The sequence below is a fragment of the Acetivibrio saccincola genome, from assembly GCF_002844395.1.
Classification (GTDB): Bacteria; Bacillota; Clostridia; order Acetivibrionales; family Acetivibrionaceae; genus Herbivorax; species Herbivorax saccincola.
This window is the reverse complement of sequence record NZ_CP025197.1, coordinates 1,057,444-1,076,024: the sequence shown is the minus strand read 5'-3', so window position 1 is coordinate 1,076,024 and position 18,581 is coordinate 1,057,444. Positions and strand designations below refer to the sequence as shown.

Genomic DNA, 18,581 nt, shown 5'->3' with positions numbered 1-18,581 from the left:
AAAATAAAGCAGCTTTATTTTTCTTTGCAACCGCAAAATTTGTCTTTAGAAAACTGATACAGTGCAATTCCTATTGATACAGGCAAGTTTAGTGAGTCTATTTTTTCAGAATGATTTATCCTTATGCTTTTACCATAATTTTGAAATTCATCACCTAAACCCGATGATTCATTTCCAAAAACCAGAGAATATAACGGTTTACCATACCCGTTAAAATCCTGCAAACTGTACTTGCCGTCTAACATAAATGTAAATACCTCATGATGCTTAAAAAAGTTTAAATAGTCTTCAAAGGAATCAAAGTATTGGAAATTAACATTAAACACCGCCCCCATTGAAGCCCTTACCACCTTTGGGTCATAAATATCAACACCAGGGCTTATAATTGCTAAATTATCTATTTCAAAGCCTAAAATGGTTCTTATAATAGTCCCTAGATTTCCCATATTTCCTGGATTTACCAGCACAACATGGGACTTATTTTCATCAAGGCTTGAAGTATACTTTTTAAACAGTCCTATGACATAGCAATTGTCCTTAGGACTTAAACGGTTTATCAGCTTATCATTAACCTGTACTTCAACATTAAGATTTTTACAGTATTCAAGTATTTTTAAATAGTTGTCATTATCAACAAAACTTGTGCTTACTATAACTTTAAATAATGCATCAGGCTTGGATTTAATCAATTCAAAAGTGGGAAATGCCCCTAAAGCATAAGAATAATTTGAGTTTTTATTATATTTTTTTATTTTTTCCGTCATACCAAACTCCTCTTATCTTCCTAAAGTCTTTATAACTTAATATTTAGTACTAACTTCATATCCACTAATTTTATCATATTTTATATGTCTTTTCTACTATGTCAATACCATATGTTATAAAATATTAATAAAACTGCTAAAAGTCTTTTTGTTTTTTAAGGTTAAAAAGTTAAAATAATATGTGGAAAATATAATTCATCTTTGCTAGAATATAATAAAAGCAATAGATGTATTTAAAATGCCCTTAGTAATTCAAATTAATTTTAAAGGATGTGAAGATATGTCTGAACAACTAAAGCAAATGGCAGAAAGGATAAAAACCCTTAGGGAACTTGCTGAGGTGTCTGTTGAAACTCTTGCAAATGACATTGGTATATCTGCAGAGGACCTTAGAAAGTATGAAAGCGGCAATGAAGACATACCGGTAAGTGTTCTTTTCAGCATTGCAAACAGGTTCAATGTTGAGCTTTCGGCTCTTTTGACAGGAGAAAGCCCAAGGCTCCACAATTACCTAGTTGTGAGAAATGGAAAAGGCCTTAAAGTAGAGAGAAGAAAAGAATACGACTATCAAAGCCTTGCCTACAATTTTGCCAACAAAAAGGCAGAACCTTTTTTAGTAACAGTAACCCCTGACACGGAAGAAACCCCTGTAAACTATAATTCCCATGCAGGACAGGAGTTTAACTATATATTAGAGGGTACTGTTAAAATCTTCATAAATAATCATGAAATAATCCTCAATGAAGGGGATTCAATATATTTTGATTCAGGAAACAAACATGCCATGAAAGCTTTAAATGGCAAAACTGCCAAATTTCTTGCAATAATTTTATAGAAGAGAGGTTTAAATAGATGTTAAGTAAATATGTTTCACAGGTTAATTTTAATTCTTATGATGAATTTATCAAATCCTTTGAAGTTCGCGTACCGGACAATTTTAACTTTGCTTACGATGTGGTGGACGAAATTGCACGCACCACACCTGATAAAGTGGCAATAGTCTGGTGCAATGATAAAGGGGAGGAAGCCGTTTTTACATTTGGTCAGCTAAAATACTACAGCGACAAGGCGGCAAACTTCTTTAAAAGTGTGGGAATTAAAAAAGGCGATCCTGTAATGCTTATTTTAAAAAGAAGGTATGAATTCTGGTTCTGCATACTTGCCCTCCACAAATTAGGGGCTGTCTGCATACCTGCCACACACCTTCTTACCGCCAAAGACATTGTCTACAGAAACAATGCTGCTGATATCAAGATGATAGTCACTGTCAATGAAGAAGATGTTATAAAGCATGTTGAAGATGCACAAAAAGAATCACCAACATTAAAATTTAAAGCACTGGTTGGAGGCAGCCGTGAAGGCTGGTACGATTTTAATTCCGAACTGGAAAAAGCTGATGAAAATTTTGTAAGACCAACCGGGGAGGAAGCAACAAAAAACAGCGATACCTCTTTAATTTATTTTACTTCCGGGACAACAGGTATGCCTAAAATGGTACAGCATGATTTTACTTATCCTTTAGGACATATTCTAACTGCAAAGTACTGGCAGAATGTACAGGAAGATGGCTTGCACCTTACTGTGGCTGACACAGGATGGGCTAAAGCCGTATGGGGTAAAATATACGGTCAGTGGACTGCAGGAAGTGCTGTTTTTGTCTATGACTACGATAAATTTGTCCCAAAGGAGCTTTTAGAAGTCATAGTTAAATACGGTGTTACAACTTTCTGTGCACCACCTACAATATATAGGTTCTTTATAAAAGAAGATTTGACCAAATATGATTTCAGTAAACTTAAATACTGTGTAGTTGCAGGGGAACCCCTAAACCCTGAAGTTTACAATCAGTTCTATAAAGCTACAGGATTAAAACTAATGGAAGGTTATGGTCAAACTGAATGTACCGTTGCCCTTGCCACTTACTCCTGGATGGATCCTAAACCGGGTTCAATGGGTAAGCCTTCACCTGGATACGACATAGATATAGTTGATGAAAACGGAAATTCCTGTGATGTGGGCGAGGAAGGACAGATAGTAATACGCACAGACAAGAGAATACCTCCTGGTATGTTTAACGGCTACTATCGGGATGAAGAGCTTACAAAAAAGGTCTGGAACAACGGGATTTACTACACCGGCGATATGGCATGGCGTGATGAAGACGGGTATTTTTGGTTTGTTGGAAGAGCCGATGATGTTATAAAAAGCTCCGGCTACAGAATCGGGCCTTTTGAAGTGGAAAGTGCTCTTTTAGAACACCCGGCTGTCCTTGAATGCGCCATAACAGCAGTACCTGACCCCATAAGAGGCCAGATTGTTAAAGCCACAGTGGTGCTGGCAAAAGGCTATACAGCAGGTGATGACCTGGCTAAAGAGCTTCAGGAACATGTAAAAACAGTAACAGCACCATACAAATACCCACGAATAATTGAATTTGTAGATGAACTTCCTAAAACTATAAGCGGAAAGATACGAAGGGTTGAAATAAGGGAACAGGATAGTAAATAAGTTTAAAAAAATCAGGATAAATTTAAAATCAGGGGCTGTGAAACATAGCCCCTGATTTTTTCTATCTAATTATGCCTTTAATATAATTTATAAACTGGGAAAAAGCCACTCCTGGGTCTTCTAATTCATCACACCAGCGCTTTACCCATTCATAGGAGATGTATCCTTCAAAATTATTTTCCATAAGAAGCTTAATAGCTTCTTTTACAGGAACATCCCCATGACCTGTCATTTTATATTTCACCGCTCCCTCTTCCATGACAGAGTCTTTTATGTGCACATGTTTAATAAAATCCTTCAGCCTTGAATAAGTTTCTTCAACAGGTTCATTCATAAAACGGTAAGGATGGTGTACATCCCACAGTACTGCTATATTGGCACTGCTGACTTTTTTCATAAGTTCTGACATTTTCAAAGAATCTGAAAGCACTCCGTTGGTTTCAACCAATACAATAACATTCTTCTCTTTTGCATAATCTGCAAGCTTTATAAGGGAATCTGCCAAAAAGTCTAGGGAAATATCCTCTTTTGGCTCAGCCTGCCCATCCCCTAGTACACGCACGTATTTTGTACCAATTGCAGAAGCTGTATCAATATATTCCTTTGCTTCCTCCATATTGGTCTCAATATTTGACTCATCAAATAAGCAGCTGGAAGAAGTAAAGCATGGTATACTCAAACCCATCTCTTCTAGCTTTTTCTTTGTCCCCTCTATATTTTCCGGCAAAAACTCCTTGATTTTCGGGGCATAAAGCTCTTTCCCCACTCCCCGTATCTCTATGCCGTTAAAACCCAAATCCTTTGCCATTGCCGTTATTTCTGCCCAACTCCATTCAGGACATCCAAGGGTGGAAAATGATACTTTCAATGCTATCCCTCCGTTTCTTTAATTTTTAAACCATTTACGCTGTTTCTATATTTGCCTCATCATGAAGCTTAAGCTCTTCAATTGCCATTTCCCTTAACTTATACTTCTGAATCTTTCCGCTGGCAGTTATTGGATACTCATCTATAAATCTCACATAAGAAGGAACCTTATGCCTTGCCATATTATCTTTAACAAATTCCTTAATCTCATCTTCAGTAGCTGTTTTACCGTCCTTCAATATAATATACGCCATTACCTCTTCCCCATACTTTTTGCTGGGCACACCTATAACCTGTACATCTTTTACAGCAGGGTGGGTATAGAGAAACTCCTCAATTTCCTTAGGATAGATATTTTCACCGCCTCTTATTATCATGTCTTTAGCACGACCGGTAATTTTGAAATAGCCTTCTTCGTCCATAACTGCCAAATCCCCTGTGTGAAGCCATCCATCCTCATCTATGGCATTTGCCGTTGCCTCCGGCATTTTATAATAGCCCTTCATAACATTGTAGCCCCTTACAACCAACTCACCCTGTGTATTAGGTGGCAAATCTTCTTTAGTTTCAGGATCCACTATTTTTACTTCAATAAAAGGCAAAGGTCTTCCAACAGTTGAAACCCTTCTTTCTATACTGTCATCAACCCTTGTCTGGGTACAAACGGGTGAAGCTTCTGTAAGACCGTAGGCAATGGTTATTTCACTGGCTCCCATCTCTTCAACCACCTGTTTCATAACCTTTACAGGGCAAGGGGAACCTGCCATGATACCGGTTCTTAGTCTAGGGAATTTAAACTTTTTAAAATCCGGATGCTCCAGCATGGAAATAAACATTGTAGGAACGCCGTGTACCCCTGTACACTCTTCATTTTGAAGGGCTTCCATTACCCTTACGGGATGGAAGTGGTCAAGAGCCACTATTGTAGTACCGTGGGTAACACATGCCATTATCCCAAGCACCAGTCCAAAGCAGTGGAAAAACGGCACCGGTATACACAGCCTGTCCTCGTGGGTAAGATTCATACAGTCACCTATGCTTTTTCCATTATTGACAATATTGAAATGGGTCAGCATTACACCTTTAGGGAATCCTGTGGTTCCTGATGTATACTGCATATTAACAACATCATGCACATCAATATCTGCCTGTGCGGCTTCTAATTCTTCATCTGATATTGTCTCTGCCAGTTCATACAGTTTGTTCCAATTAAGCATCCCCGGGTGTTCTTTATCTCCAATGTATATTACATTTTTAAGCATTGGAAGATTAGGAGAATCAAGCTTCCCCGGTTCAGAATCTTTAAGCTCAGGACACAGCTCATTAATTATTCCCACATAATCTGCATCCTTATAACCATCTATAAGAATCAATGTAGTTGAGTCCGACTGTCTGAGAAGGTATTCTACTTCAAAGTTTTTATAGTTTGTATTTACCGTAACAAGTACAGCACCTATTTTGGCAGTGGCAAATATGGAAATAAGCCATTCAGGATAATTTGTTGCCCACACGGCTACATGGTCGCCTTTTTTTACCCCCATTGCCATAAGCCCTTTTGCCACCTGGTTGCATATATCCCTAAACTGTGAATATGTTTTCCTAAAATTATGGTCTGTGTAAACCACCGCTTCATGGTCAGGATACTTCTCTGCCATCCCGTCCAGTAAATCTCCCACTGTTTTTTTTATTAACTCCTTCATATTGACCTCCTAATTAACCTCCTGAATTCTTTTATAAATAAAAAAATAGATAAATTAATTATCAGGCTGAAATCCCAAATATCCTTATTGCATTCCCGCCTAGTATAAGGCTTTTTTCTTTATAATTTAAATCTAAATTGGCAATTCTGTCAAAATCGTGACTAGGGCTTCCCCAGGGATAGTCTGAACCAAAGAGCAGCCTTTCTGCACCTATAGTGTTTATCACATCAACAACCACATCATCATCAAGCCAGCTGGGCTCATTTGTCTCTAATATGTCAGGGTAGCCGCTTATAACAATTGATGTGTCAAAATACAAATTTTCGTACTCTTTTGAAAGCTTTATTACATCATCTATATTCCCATCAGCCATATGGGTGAGTATTATAGGTATATCCTGGTATTTGTCAATTACCGGGATTATGCATTCAACATCTGAAAACTCATTGAGCCTTGCATTTGAAACTCTCCCACAGTGAAACTCAATGGGAAAAGCAATCTGGTTGCAATAATCATAAAGAGGCTCTAGTGCAGGGTGTGTAGGCATAAACCCTTGAGCCATATTATGAAATTTAATACCTTTTGCTCCTTCACTTATATACTTCTCTAACAGGGGAAGTATGTCCTCACCCATATCCGGGTGAAAGCTCACCAGCGGAATAAGGCATTGGTTTAATTTAGACATTTCTATAGTCCACATATTATTGGAGTCAAGAATTTTAGGTGGCGCAAAATTTGCCATTACAGAATAATCAATCCCCGTTAAATTCATCCCCTGGATTAAATCTTCTATAGTCCCTTCCCCCGGAACATTAAAATCAATTGAATATACCTTATTAAAAGATTTTATTATTTTCTTCGCTATTTCGTCAGAAGAAAAGGTATGTACATGTCCGTCAACTGTCTTTATATTTTCAAACACTTTCTATTTCCCCATTCATCTATAAGGTGTAAATAATTCTAAAATAATTATATACTATTACTATAAGATAATTAATATACTATAAGATAATTATATACTATAAGATAATTATATACTAAAAAAATATAATTGCCAGTATTAATCTTCAAATAAACTGCCCAACACTTTTCCTATACTGTCGTTTATTACTAAATTGGCATTCTTGTCATAGGGTGTGGCAGACTTATTTATAAGAACCAGCTTATCCCCCCGGTAATATTGAACTAAACCTGCAGCAGGATAAACTGCCAGGGAAGTCCCCCCTATAATAAGCATCTGGGCATTTTTTATGTATTTTACAGCTTCTTCAATTGTATATGAGTCAAGGGGCTCTTCATACAAAACCACATAGGGCTTTATAATGCCGTTACACTTATTGCATTTTGGAACAATTTCAGGACTGTTTAAGACATAGTCTAAGTCAAAAGCCTCAGAACAGTTAAGACAGTAATTTTTATGAATAGTCCCGTGAAGCTCAATAACATTTTTAGATCCTGCCATTTGGTGCAGCCCGTCAACATTCTGGGTTACCACCGCTTTCAGCTTCCCCTCTTCCTCAAGTCTTGCCAGTGCTTTATGAGCGTTATTTGCCTTTGCATCTTTATAAATCATTTTGCTTTTATAAAACTCATAAAACTTCTCAGTATGCTCCATAAAAAAAGTGTGGCTGAGTATAACTTCCGGCGGATATTCATAATTATTTTTTTCACTGTATATTCCGGTATCTGCTGACCTGAAATCAGGTATACCGCTTTCCGTTGACACTCCTGCACCGCCAAAAAAAACTATATTGTCACATTCATTAACCATAGCCTTAAAATCTTCATACATACACTCTTCACCCCTTCTTTCTTTATTCATAGCATTTTCCCATGTCATTTTTCCCTGTCTTTTTTCCTACCTTATAGTATATAACCTATCTTCAAAAATATCAAAATACTTTTACAGTTTTCTAATAGGTATGGATATATAAAACACACTTCCCTTTTCTTTGCCATCTTCAAACCACATTTCCCCGCCAAATTTGGCCTTTATGGTAGAGTAAGACAGAAGAAGGCTCAGCCCTGTACCCTTTTTCCCTTTAGAAGTAACCATGTGTTTAAAAATTTTATCTTTAACCGCCGGCAGCATTTTGTCACCATAATTCCTTATTTTTATTATAATGGAATCTTCCCTCCGGCATACATAAAAATCAGCTTTATATGCATTCTCATCATCTTCCCTGTATGATTCAACTGCATTTATTAAAATATTGTCAATTACTTTTACTAAACTTATTATGTCGCCTGATACCTTTGTTTTGTCATCAACCTCTGTATTGATACTTAATTTTAACTTTGAAAGTTTCTTGTTGTTATTTGAATTGATTTTTACTTTTTTATCTTGTCTTTTTCCATTAAAATAAGTGCACCATTTAAAATATTGCTGATTTGGGCCCATAATGATTCAAAATGTATAATGTCATCATTTACCAGCTCAAAGCACAAAAAACCAAAATTATCTTCTTCAAAATACAGTGGGTTTATCAGATAATAAAATCTTCTGTCTTTTGGAATAAAGGATTCAGGCACTAATCTTTTTGTGTCAAAAACCTTTTCATCTTCCTTTATTTCCACCCTTTCTCCGTCTTTGAAAGCATATAAAAGAATAGACTTTTTAGGAACTTCAAAGGTTTCTTTAAATAAAAAAGTATCTATTTCGTGCTTTTGGGATAAATCATCAATTGCCTTCAGTGCACCTAATGCCATATCGTCATTTAAAAAAACAGCTGCATCATACCGGATATCATTTAAAATTACTTCTTTCATAATTCTATATCCTGTATGTGAGTTGAAATTTCCATTAAATATAATATTCTCATCTACAGGAATGTTATTTTCCTTTAATACTTCTAAGTAGCCCTCGTATCTTTCCATCGCTTCACAATTATTTTCAGGTCCTGTTACAAACATAATCCTTTTATAATTGTGATCCTCAACTAAATGCTTTACAAGGCTTTTCATTCCTGCTTTATTGTCTGTCAATATACTGGTAACTCCCGGTATTTGAAAAAATATAAGTACCTACATATTAAATCGGAATATATAGGGCTTTTTCTTATGACATTTTATAATTTGCATAATTATGTTATTGTAAAGTGTCAATTATTCGCTTTGAAAAAATTGTCTTTATTAAAATTGTCTTTATTTTTAATATACAAAATCTCCTTTGATATTTACCCTTACCTGTTGCCTGCACCGGCAGTAACAATGTTTTTTACGTTATTGCCCGGATCCATACTATAAGCATATGGGGGAGTAAAAACATAGGAATTTGGAGCCCACGAAGGAATGGCGGTATTTATAAATACATTTCCGTTATTCCAGTGAATTTTCCCTTGATCACTGCTGTTATTGCTGTAATTTCTCCAGGCATTTTTTTGATTTTCAAAATAGTTGTTTTCAACAAGTATCTGGCTGTGAACACCTACACCAATATTGTAAAGGGCACCCGGACAGCCAAAGTAATTATTGTAAACATGTACCTTTCCAAAGCGAACCCTAGGCATTCTTTGGTCACAGCCGGTGTCGTACCAATTATGATGCATGGTTACATGAAGCTTTCCTGCATCATTTGAAGCACTGTCACTGTTTCCTATAAGGTTTACAAAATTATGCTCTCTTTGGTTGATGTACCTAAACCTGCACCAGGAAACGGTAACAAAATCCGATGCCCTTACTATATCTAAAGAGCCGTCTGCACAATCATAAAAAGTACATTTAGTTACAAAAACCTTGGTACTTCCTGAAATTTCTATACCATCACCTGTTCCTGCACCATTAGGATTTGTTATATTGAGATTTCTTATAATTACATTGTTAACTCTTTTAATTGAAATACAGCCTTTAATGGTGCTGTTTGAATCTTTACCCTGTATTGTTTTATTTGAAGCTACACTAAGTTCTGAGGAACCTAAATCTATATAGCCATCAACAATTATAACCATTTTTGATGATGAACCTGCAGCATTTCTAAGCTCTGATGCATTTTTAACGGTAACTACAGCCCCGCCTTCTCCGCCTGTTGTTCCTTCTGCAAACCCGTCAGCAATGCTTTGCACAGGCGGAAAAGTTGGAGTTTGCGTAGGTGTTGGTGTTTGTGTTTGTGTTGGTGTTGGTGTTTGTGTTGGAGTTGGAGTTTGCGTTGGCATTGGTGTTGGCGTCTCAGTTGGTGTTGGGGTTACTTCCCCGACAGGTAAAGTTTTGATAATTTCCAATAAGTATCTTTTCATTATATTATAGTCAATGGAATCCACTCTGTTATCAAGGTTTAAATCTGCATATTTTAGCTGCTTGTCATCAAATTCATAAATTTCAAGTATATATCTTCCCAATAGTGTAATATCCCTTGAATCCACTATATTATCCCCGTTTAAATCACCATAAATGCCGTCAGGATTAGCCTTAACAATAAACGAAAAAAGCATAAAAAAGACAAATACACTGCTTATAATTTTTGCACTTTTTAACATTATACCCAATCCCCCTACATAATTTTTATTGATTAAATACCTTATATTAAATACCTTATATTAAATAGATTCGAAAAAAGCCAAATTTTGCTGGTCATTTAGAAAATTTTTAGTTTTATCAGTAAGCAAAATTACACATGCAGGAAATTGAAATTAAATTAAGAAATGTAATGCCGGCTTTACTTCATCAACTGATTTCTTTAATTTTTAAACCTCCTATGCAATTGAATTCAATTACATAGGAGGTTTTTTTAATATTTAATACAGTACAACAACATCAGAAAATATACAATTTTACAGCCACTTGTCTATAAAATCAAACAAAACGTCCACTAAAGTTTTTGAAGCAGCTTTTATGTAGTCAGGCTTTTGATAATAGTCATATTTGTTAGGAGATAGTTCATCAAAGAAGTCCGCTATGTATACGAATACGTCTTGTAATGCCTCTAAATACTTTACTTCCTCTAAAAAGGCTAAACTTGGAGCAAAATCACTTGCTGAAAGTTCATTATTAACCATCCCTTTAATGATTTTGGAAACATCAAATTCTAACGCATTGAATATCTTAACCTTTATTGGGAAGGCAAGACTGTAAGCAAATGATTCATAGTTACTTCTCCACGCTTTTATCATTTCCCTGTATGCAACTCTCTCCAATTCCCTGCCTTGAGCATACATTTCTCCAAAGAATGGATAAACATGTCCTGCCGCAACATTTTCAAGCACAAAATGCTGCATGGCCATTGCGGGTTCTAATATACATGCTGCAATATTTGCTGTATCAATTAAGTTGTGAAAAAGCATATTTGCGTAACTGATATATATAGTTTCCATTGTTACAACAGTAATTGAAAGCTCTATAAGTGTAAAGGCATATCCTGATGGATCTATGTTGTTTACAGGGTCGTTGCCGCAATAAGTATATTTATGAAGAGTACGTGGATCATACATAGTTCCGGAATACTTATCAGCACTTAAAAATCTGCCAATATAAGGATTGTACCAGCGTGCTCTCAAATTATAAAAACCAGTATTAAAATCATATTGCTCTCCGGTAAACAGAAACTCATTTATAGTTGTCCCTGTTTTTGAAATTATATTACCAAATGCATCATAGTCATAAGTGTCAGTAATATTCTCATCCGTGTCTGTTAATGCCCTTGTACTTCCGGTACCATCATAATGATAATAACTTACTGCTCCTTCCCTTTCCTGACTTATCAAATCATCTCCATAAACATACTTAACAATAATTGAACCGTCTTCGTCTGTCTCCTCAATAATCATTGAATAATCCCTGTTAATATCAACAAGGTACTTGCTTATTTTCCCATTTGCATCCATTCCCACTTTTACTCCGTTGGCATTATATAGGTACTTCACATAACTAGTTTCAGCTGCACTCGTTTTCTTAACTTCAACCAGCCTGTTTTCATAATCATAGCTATAAGTCTCTGAATCCGTTGCTGAAGTTTTGCTTAACGTGTTTCCGTTGTTGTCATAGCTATATGTATAAGTTCCATCAGATGTCAGTCTGTTATTTTTGTCATATTCATAAACAGTTGTAACACCATCATCAGTTTTTGTCAGTCTGTTTCCAAATGCATCATAGGTGTATTCTATTACTTTTGTTCCTGATGAATCTTTTATTGTTTCAGATAAAAGCTTGTATGTATCGTCATAAACATAATCAACTGTCCTGCCGGTGTGTTCTGTTACCTTGGTTCTATTGCCGGAAGGTCCTAAATCATATGAATATGATGAAATAATTTCACCTGTTGATTTTTTGTTTGTAAGTTTTACCAGCCTGTTAAGCGTATCATACTCATACTCTGTTTTTGAACCATTTGGATACTCAACACTTTTTCTGTTTCCTACAGAGTCATAGCTGTATTTAGTTATATTCCCTTTATTATCTTCTACGGTTTCCAGCCTGTTTAATTTGTCATATGAATAAGTAATTTTACTATTTGGTGTCTCAATACTTGTCCGGTTTCCTGAAGCATCATAAGTATATGATATGAAAGTACCATCTGGATTTACTTGTTTTACCAGCCTGTCTCTTAAATCATATTCATATGTTGTCTTTCCTGTCCCATCTGTAACAGAACTTTTTTTCCCTGAAAGAGTATATGTATATGTCTCAAAGGTGCCATCTGGGAAAAGTTTTTTGGCTAATCTTCCATTTTTGTCGTATTCATACTTTATAGTGTTACCATTAAAATCAGTATAGGAAACAAGTAAACCGGTGCTGTCGTATTCAAAACTTTCTGACATTACCATAGGCAATGTTCTTTTTACTTTTCTGCCAAGCTTATCGTATTCAAATTTTGTAATATTTCCATTGGCATCTATCTGTGCAATAAGATTGCCAAGTTGGTCATATTCAAAAGAAACCTCATTATTTAAAGCATCCGTTACCTTTATGAGATTGCCATCCGGACTGTATTCATATTTAGTGGTTTTACCGGCTTGATCTGTTTCAGAAATTTTATTTCCATTAGTGTCGTATTCATTAGTAATAAATGTACCATCACTATAAATGACCTTGACATTTCTTCCAGCCATATCATATTCATACATGGTAATATTGCCATTAGCGTCAGTAACTTTAGTTACATTTCCTTTACTGTCATATTCATATAAAGTGGTATTCCCAAGGGCATCAGTTACGCTAATATTTCTTCCTGCTGCATCGTAAGTATATAATGTACTGTTTCCTCTCTCATCTGTCTTCCTTACAATATTACCCACTGCATCATATTCAATGGCTTCAAAAGCCCCATCAGGATAAGTAGTCTTTACAAGCCTTCCTAATTTATCGTAACTATACACTGTTTTCCTGCCCAAACGGTCAGTAAATGATGTTTTGTTTCCATTAGCATCATATGAATAGCTTTCTTCCGTTCCATCAGCATATTTTATTTTTATAAGGTTGCCCATATCATCATACTCATATTCTGTACGGTTTAATGCTTCATCCACAGTATATGCCTTTTTGCCAATCTCATTGTAACCAATTTCAAAACTGCCGCCATAATGGTCAATTATTTTAACCAGTCTGTTTTTCTTGTCATAGGCATATCTTGTAACTATTTCTTCCTCTCCATCCGCTGTAGTTCTTTTTACAATCATTGCTACCTGGTTTCCGTTTTCATCATACTGATACATAGTAACCTTGCCTGACGGGCTGGTCTCTGATGTTTTTAAACCATTTGAGTCATATGTATAACGGGTTATATTGCCTTCAGCATCTTCAATACTAACTAAATTACCGGAATTATCATAATTATATATAGTTTTCTTACCGGAGGAATCTGAAACACATACAAGGTTTCCTTTATCATCAAAGGTATTTACAATTACATTTCCATTTGGCTCTTTTATTGATTCTATTTGTCCTGAACTATTATAGTAATATTCAATTTTATTGCCCAGTTGGTCAGTTTTACTTGTAACCCTGTTTTCTGAATCATATGTAAAATATATAGTATTTCCTAAAGCATCGGTTTCGGATAGTTTATTATTATTTGAGTCAAAGGTGAATGTGGTTTTATTACCCATAGGATCAACCATCTCAATGATATTTCCTTTTTCATCATAGTTATAAACAGTTATATTTCCCATTCTGTCTTCAACGATTTCCTGGCGGTTTTCTATATCACGGGAATATTCAATTCTGTTTCCTTCAGCATCCACACGCGCTATAAGCCTGCCATCGTCGTCGTATTCATTGCGTACAGGCATTTTGCCCCTTGGATCCATTATGCTTATAATGTAATGATTTGAATTGTATGTAAACTTTGTAGTATTCCCCTCCTGATCCGTTACGCTAACAAGATCCCCATAATAGTCATATTCGTAAGTAACTTTGTTCCCCATTGGGTCAGTGATAGAAGTTATGCGTCCTTCTGAGTCCCTGTCAAATACAACTTCTTTTCCGGAAGAGTGGCGTATTCCGTCTTTGTTTAAAATTATAGTATTACCATATATATCTGTAATACTTTCAAGTCCTGTGTGTTGGTTTATTATATATACAGTACCATCTGGTTCTGTAAGTTTATACCTGTCCGGATTATATAATATTAAGGAATCTGAAGAATATAAAGCAACCCCTTCTCCTTCTTCTAATACATAACACTCATTATTGGTCAGTGCTTCAAGTTTTGAATATGTTCCTTTTTTTGGCTTATAAGAAACGGTAACTGTAACAGCACTACCTGCAATAGGTATAAGATTTCTTTCATAAGGACTTAATACAGTTTCAAATTCCTCTACTTTGCCATTTGGATAAGTTATTGTTACTATATGAGGTTTTGTCTCTGTTAAATAATATTTCTTGATAATTCCTCCTGATACTCTTTCTTCCCAATTCTTACCTGGTTCACAGCTTTCACTAAGCTTTATATTATTTAAGCTTAGTGTCCAGCCTACTCCAAAATCACCCTTATTCTTAATCCTGCTGTCATAAGTCCGTATAATTGTAATAGGAATCCCTGCTACAGGAATTAACATATCCTCGTAACTCAAAGTGAAATTCCCTATTTTTGCTCCACCTTCAATTTGGTATGTAGTTGTTACTACTGCCATATTTCCGCTCTTATCTTCAGCAGTAAGCCTTATATCATACAATCCATTTTTCATTAGTGTAGGATCTATTATACCTAAAACACCATCTTTTACCGGCTCAGTTCCCCTTGAGATCTCTGTGTAATTATTTTCATCTTTTACTGAATATTCAAGTTTATACATGATAAGATTTTCATCACTGACAGTCCCTATGATTTTTGTTGGCATAGTAAGTTTCGTATCAGGTTCAGGAGATATAATTTCTATAAACGGACCTGTTTCATCCCCTTCTTCTATAAATTTTATTTCTTTACTTGAATATCCCTCATTTCCTGCTTCATCATATGCATATGCATCTATTTTAAACACACCTGGAGAACCTGACGTGTATTTTATTTCATCAGATTCATTTAACTCTACAGGGGCATTATTTATTTTTATTAATTTTTCCACCACACCTACATCATCATGTGTATTTATCGTTATTGTAACTTCATCATTGACTTTTAAAACATCTGCGCTTGTCTCTATTTCTACAACGGGTCTTGTAAAATCATCTGTTATCTTAGGTGTAGGCTCCGATGTTGGTGTTGGTGTTGGCGTTGCTGTTGGCGTTGGCGTTGCTGTTGGCGTTGCTGTTGGCGTCGGCGTTGCTGTTGGCGTTGGCGTTGCTGTTGGCGTTGCTGTTGGCGTCGGCGTTGCTGTTGGCGTTGCTGTTGGCGTTGCTGTTGCTGTTGGCGTTGGCGTTGCTGTTGGCGTTGCTGTTGGCGTTGCTGTTGCTGTTGGCGTTGGCGTTGCTGTTGGTTCAACTACCTGTATCTTTACAGATGCATTTGATGTAATTTTACCATCAAATACTTTCATTCTTATTAGGTAAGAACCTGCCTCATTAAAGATTGCATTCGTTGCATAACTTGTTGGATTATCAAAAACAACTTCACCAGATCCTTCTACTTTTTCCCACTCAAATTCTAAAGGAGTACCATAAGGCTTACAATCATCATATGTATCTGCCCTAAGTTCAACAGTTTCACCTGCCACTATATTGCTAATTTCTTCAACTCTAATAACAGGTTTTTTATTAGAACTCATTTTTAAAGAATAATCTTTTTCTGAAACTGTCAAATCATTAAGTATTGGACTTTTTCCATCACTTGAACGGGTTAATCTTACTTCGATTTTCAGATAACGCCCGTCAGGCACATCAAAACTACTCATATTTCCTGCTTTAACACTTTTGCTAAATGTTACATTATCTTCACTGCTTGATAAATAAACAGATATATCGCCGTCATTATATACTGTACCATTCCATTCAATATTTCCCCATTTGACGCCTTCTTTTCCACTGTCAAATACTACAGTCCAGGTACCTACAGGAGGTGCCCCCCTCAACGTACTTCCTGTCATGTCACTATAATTATAAAGATTTCCTCCTAAATACGGACTTATATAGTCTACTTCACCAATTGGAGTAACCCCGTCCGCTCCTATTGGTCCTTTATTTGGATCAATTCTGTACACTTTTCCTTCATTAAGATGCGTAACCCATATTTTACCCTTAGCATCTACAGCTACTCCGGTAGGTCCACTACCAACTTCGACGTTTCCTACATATGTTCCGTCATTTTTTATTCTTCCAACGGTGTTTCCATTAAGAGAATGTGCAACCCATATATCTCCATTATGGTCAGCTACACACCCCTGGGCATAATTGAATCCGTGTTGGTACACACCAATCAAAGTGCCGTCCGGAGCAAATTTTCTTATTTGATTGCCTGTATGAGATGTATTCCATACATTACCATACTTATCTATTGTTAAACCATAGCTATCATGGCTATATCCTGTCCAATTTTTACCGTTGGCTCCTGACAAAGGCAGTGATGTGTCCCATCTAAGCATAGGTCTTGAAGACCATATCACACCATTTTCATCAATTAGTCCTCCATAGCCTCCATATCCCACCGGTCCTTCTGATTTAATAATTTTCCCTGTCTTACCGTCTATCAAATCAAATATTCTATTTCCTGTACCACTTACCCATACATTGTTGTCAGCATCAACAGACACATGTCTTGTTTAACCACACTATTTCCATCCCTGTTTGCCACCCATACATTTCCTTCATGGTCAACTGTTGTCCTGGATGGATTTAAAGGCTGACCTTCCGGTGCTGTTCTATACTCCCCAAGTATTTCTCCTGTGTCTGTATTTATTTTAACCACGGTACCTTTACTGGAAACTGCAACCCACATATAGTTAAAAGTTTTAGTGGTTTCATCTAGTTTTAGACAATCAATTTCTTGAGAAGAAAGATTTATTTTTATCCCCTCTTCAAAATCTTTTGTAGTAGTATATGTACGATAAATTTTACTTACACCTGTAGGTGTCGGTTTTGGCTTTGAACCCCCACCAGTACTTGGAGTGCTTGGTTTAGGTGTCGAGGTAGTTGTTGGTTCCGGTGTTGACTCCGGTTCCTTGGTTGGAGTTGCTGTTTCAGGTGGAACTAGCGGTGGCGTCTCTTCCGGCACCTCAATATATTTAAGCACAACATTCAACATTTGAACTGCTTCTGCCCTTGTTATTAAATTATATGGTTTAAATGTTCCATCAGGATAACCCCGGACTATTTCATGAGATGCAAGATTTTTTATACTCTGATATGAATACTCTGGAAAAGTATCTTCATCTTTAAATTTAAATTCATCTGCACCTTCAAAAAAATCCACTTCAAAAAGCCTTGATACAAGTACAGCTGCATCCTGCCTCTGCATATTTGCCATTGGTTTAAATGTACCGTCTTCATATCCGGCTACTAAACCTTCACTTGCTGCATAAGATACTGCATTATAAAACCAGTCACTTTTATTTACGTCTGTAAAGCTACTTCCTTCTACCTTTTTTTCTTCCTTAAATATATTTACAACCATAGCTGTAAATTCTGCTCTGGTTACAAATATATCCGGACGGAACAACCCGTCATCATAACCTACAACCCATCCTTTAGCTACAAACTTTTCAATAACACTTTGACACCAATGATTTTTTATATCCGGAAAACTTTGATTTTCATCATTAGCATTAACATTTGATATCTTTTGGATACCTTGTCCATAAGTGCTATCTTCATTTGAAAGATTTAATCCTTCAGCGGCATACGCCACCCCTGTCATTATCATGGAAATGATAAGCAGATAAGAAATAATTTTTGTTTTCACTTATAATTACCCCCCGTAAATATATCTATTTAAAGTAATTATATATCATAACAATTTAATATGAAAGAAAAATCTTTTGATTATTCTTTAAAAGCTCATACTGATGACTAATCAGGAAAAATCCTATACCCCAACTGGCAAGGTTTGCTGCCAGGCCATATACATATTTCCGGCTTTTTGTTTTTCCTTTAAGAAACTTAGCAAACAAAACAGACTCAAACAATATTATTCCCAATTCAACAGGGAACTGGCAAAATAAGCGGCCATAGATCCGGAACTTATTAAATAAATACATCCGACGGTTCTTCTTCATTTTATGTTTCCCCATTTAGTACCGGCTTTTTCACTGTCAAATACCGTTGTCCATGTTCCCTCCTGGGGAATTCCAACCCTGACAAGTGCAAAGCTTCCGTTTGCTATGCCTCCATAGCCGGCATAAACAGCTTATTTTTTTGTCTATAAAAATATACTTAACAAGTT

12 protein-coding genes are annotated in these 18,581 nt (G+C 36.0%); 2 read left to right on the top strand and 10 right to left on the bottom strand.

What is annotated here, in order from left to right; all coding sequences use genetic code 11:
* Window positions 1–14: 14 nt before the first annotated feature.
* Window positions 15–764 carry a TrmH family RNA methyltransferase gene (locus tag HVS_RS04900; RefSeq protein WP_101299749.1) on the bottom strand — a complete coding sequence of 250 codons (750 nt, stop codon included), beginning with the start codon at window positions 762–764 and terminating at the stop codon, window positions 15–17.
* Window positions 765–1,044: 280 nt separating this feature from the next.
* Here HVS_RS04900 and HVS_RS04895 point away from each other — a divergent pair, with 280 nt between their 5' ends.
* Together HVS_RS04895 and HVS_RS04890 are read left to right on the top strand one after the other, a co-directional pair.
* Complete coding sequence (locus HVS_RS04895; RefSeq protein ID WP_101299747.1) at window positions 1,045–1,599, top strand: helix-turn-helix domain-containing protein; 555 nt, start codon at window positions 1,045–1,047, stop codon at window positions 1,597–1,599.
* A gap of 17 nt (window positions 1,600–1,616) precedes the next feature.
* Window positions 1,617–3,272 (top strand): AMP-binding protein, encoded by a 1,656-nt coding sequence (locus HVS_RS04890; protein ID WP_101299746.1) that lies wholly within the window; start codon window positions 1,617–1,619, stop codon window positions 3,270–3,272.
* Window positions 3,273–3,333: 61 nt separating this feature from the next.
* Here HVS_RS04890 and HVS_RS04885 read toward each other — a convergent pair whose 3' ends face one another.
* From HVS_RS04885 to HVS_RS04840, 9 genes are all read right to left on the bottom strand, one after another.
* Window positions 3,334–4,140, bottom strand: a complete 807-nt coding sequence (locus HVS_RS04885; RefSeq protein ID WP_101299744.1) for a sugar phosphate isomerase/epimerase family protein — start codon at window positions 4,138–4,140, stop codon at window positions 3,334–3,336.
* 34 nt (window positions 4,141–4,174) lie between these two features.
* Window positions 4,175–5,839 carry an AMP-binding protein gene (locus HVS_RS04880; protein WP_101299743.1) on the bottom strand — a complete coding sequence of 555 codons (1,665 nt, stop codon included), beginning with the start codon at window positions 5,837–5,839 and terminating at the stop codon, window positions 4,175–4,177.
* A 61-nt stretch (window positions 5,840–5,900) separates the two neighbouring features.
* Complete coding sequence (locus HVS_RS04875; protein WP_101299741.1) at window positions 5,901–6,761, bottom strand: amidohydrolase family protein; 861 nt, start codon at window positions 6,759–6,761, stop codon at window positions 5,901–5,903.
* A gap of 138 nt (window positions 6,762–6,899) precedes the next feature.
* Window positions 6,900–7,631, bottom strand: coding sequence for an NAD-dependent protein deacylase (locus HVS_RS04870; RefSeq protein WP_101304074.1), 732 nt, complete (start codon window positions 7,629–7,631; stop codon window positions 6,900–6,902).
* Between the two features lie 111 nt (window positions 7,632–7,742).
* On the bottom strand, window positions 7,743–8,240 hold the full coding sequence (locus HVS_RS04865) for a sensor histidine kinase (protein ID WP_101299738.1): 498 nt from the start codon (window positions 8,238–8,240) through the stop codon (window positions 7,743–7,745).
* Window positions 8,171–8,824: a substrate-binding domain-containing protein gene (locus HVS_RS04860; RefSeq protein ID WP_101299736.1), complete on the bottom strand. Its 654-nt coding sequence runs from the start codon at window positions 8,822–8,824 to the stop codon at window positions 8,171–8,173. Before HVS_RS04860 ends, HVS_RS04865 begins: the two co-directional genes overlap by 70 nt.
* Before the next feature lie 197 nt (window positions 8,825–9,021).
* Window positions 9,022–10,311: a pectate lyase family protein gene (locus tag HVS_RS04855; protein WP_101299734.1), complete on the bottom strand. Its 1,290-nt coding sequence runs from the start codon at window positions 10,309–10,311 to the stop codon at window positions 9,022–9,024.
* 294 nt (window positions 10,312–10,605) lie between these two features.
* Window positions 10,606–16,953 carry an RHS repeat-associated core domain-containing protein gene (locus HVS_RS04850; RefSeq protein WP_159063395.1) on the bottom strand — a complete coding sequence of 2,116 codons (6,348 nt, stop codon included), beginning with the start codon at window positions 16,951–16,953 and terminating at the stop codon, window positions 10,606–10,608.
* Window positions 16,920–18,101: an S-layer homology domain-containing protein gene (locus HVS_RS04840; protein ID WP_101299729.1), complete on the bottom strand. Its 1,182-nt coding sequence runs from the start codon at window positions 18,099–18,101 to the stop codon at window positions 16,920–16,922. Before HVS_RS04840 ends, HVS_RS04850 begins: the two co-directional genes overlap by 34 nt.
* Window positions 18,102–18,581: the final 480 nt, after the last annotated feature.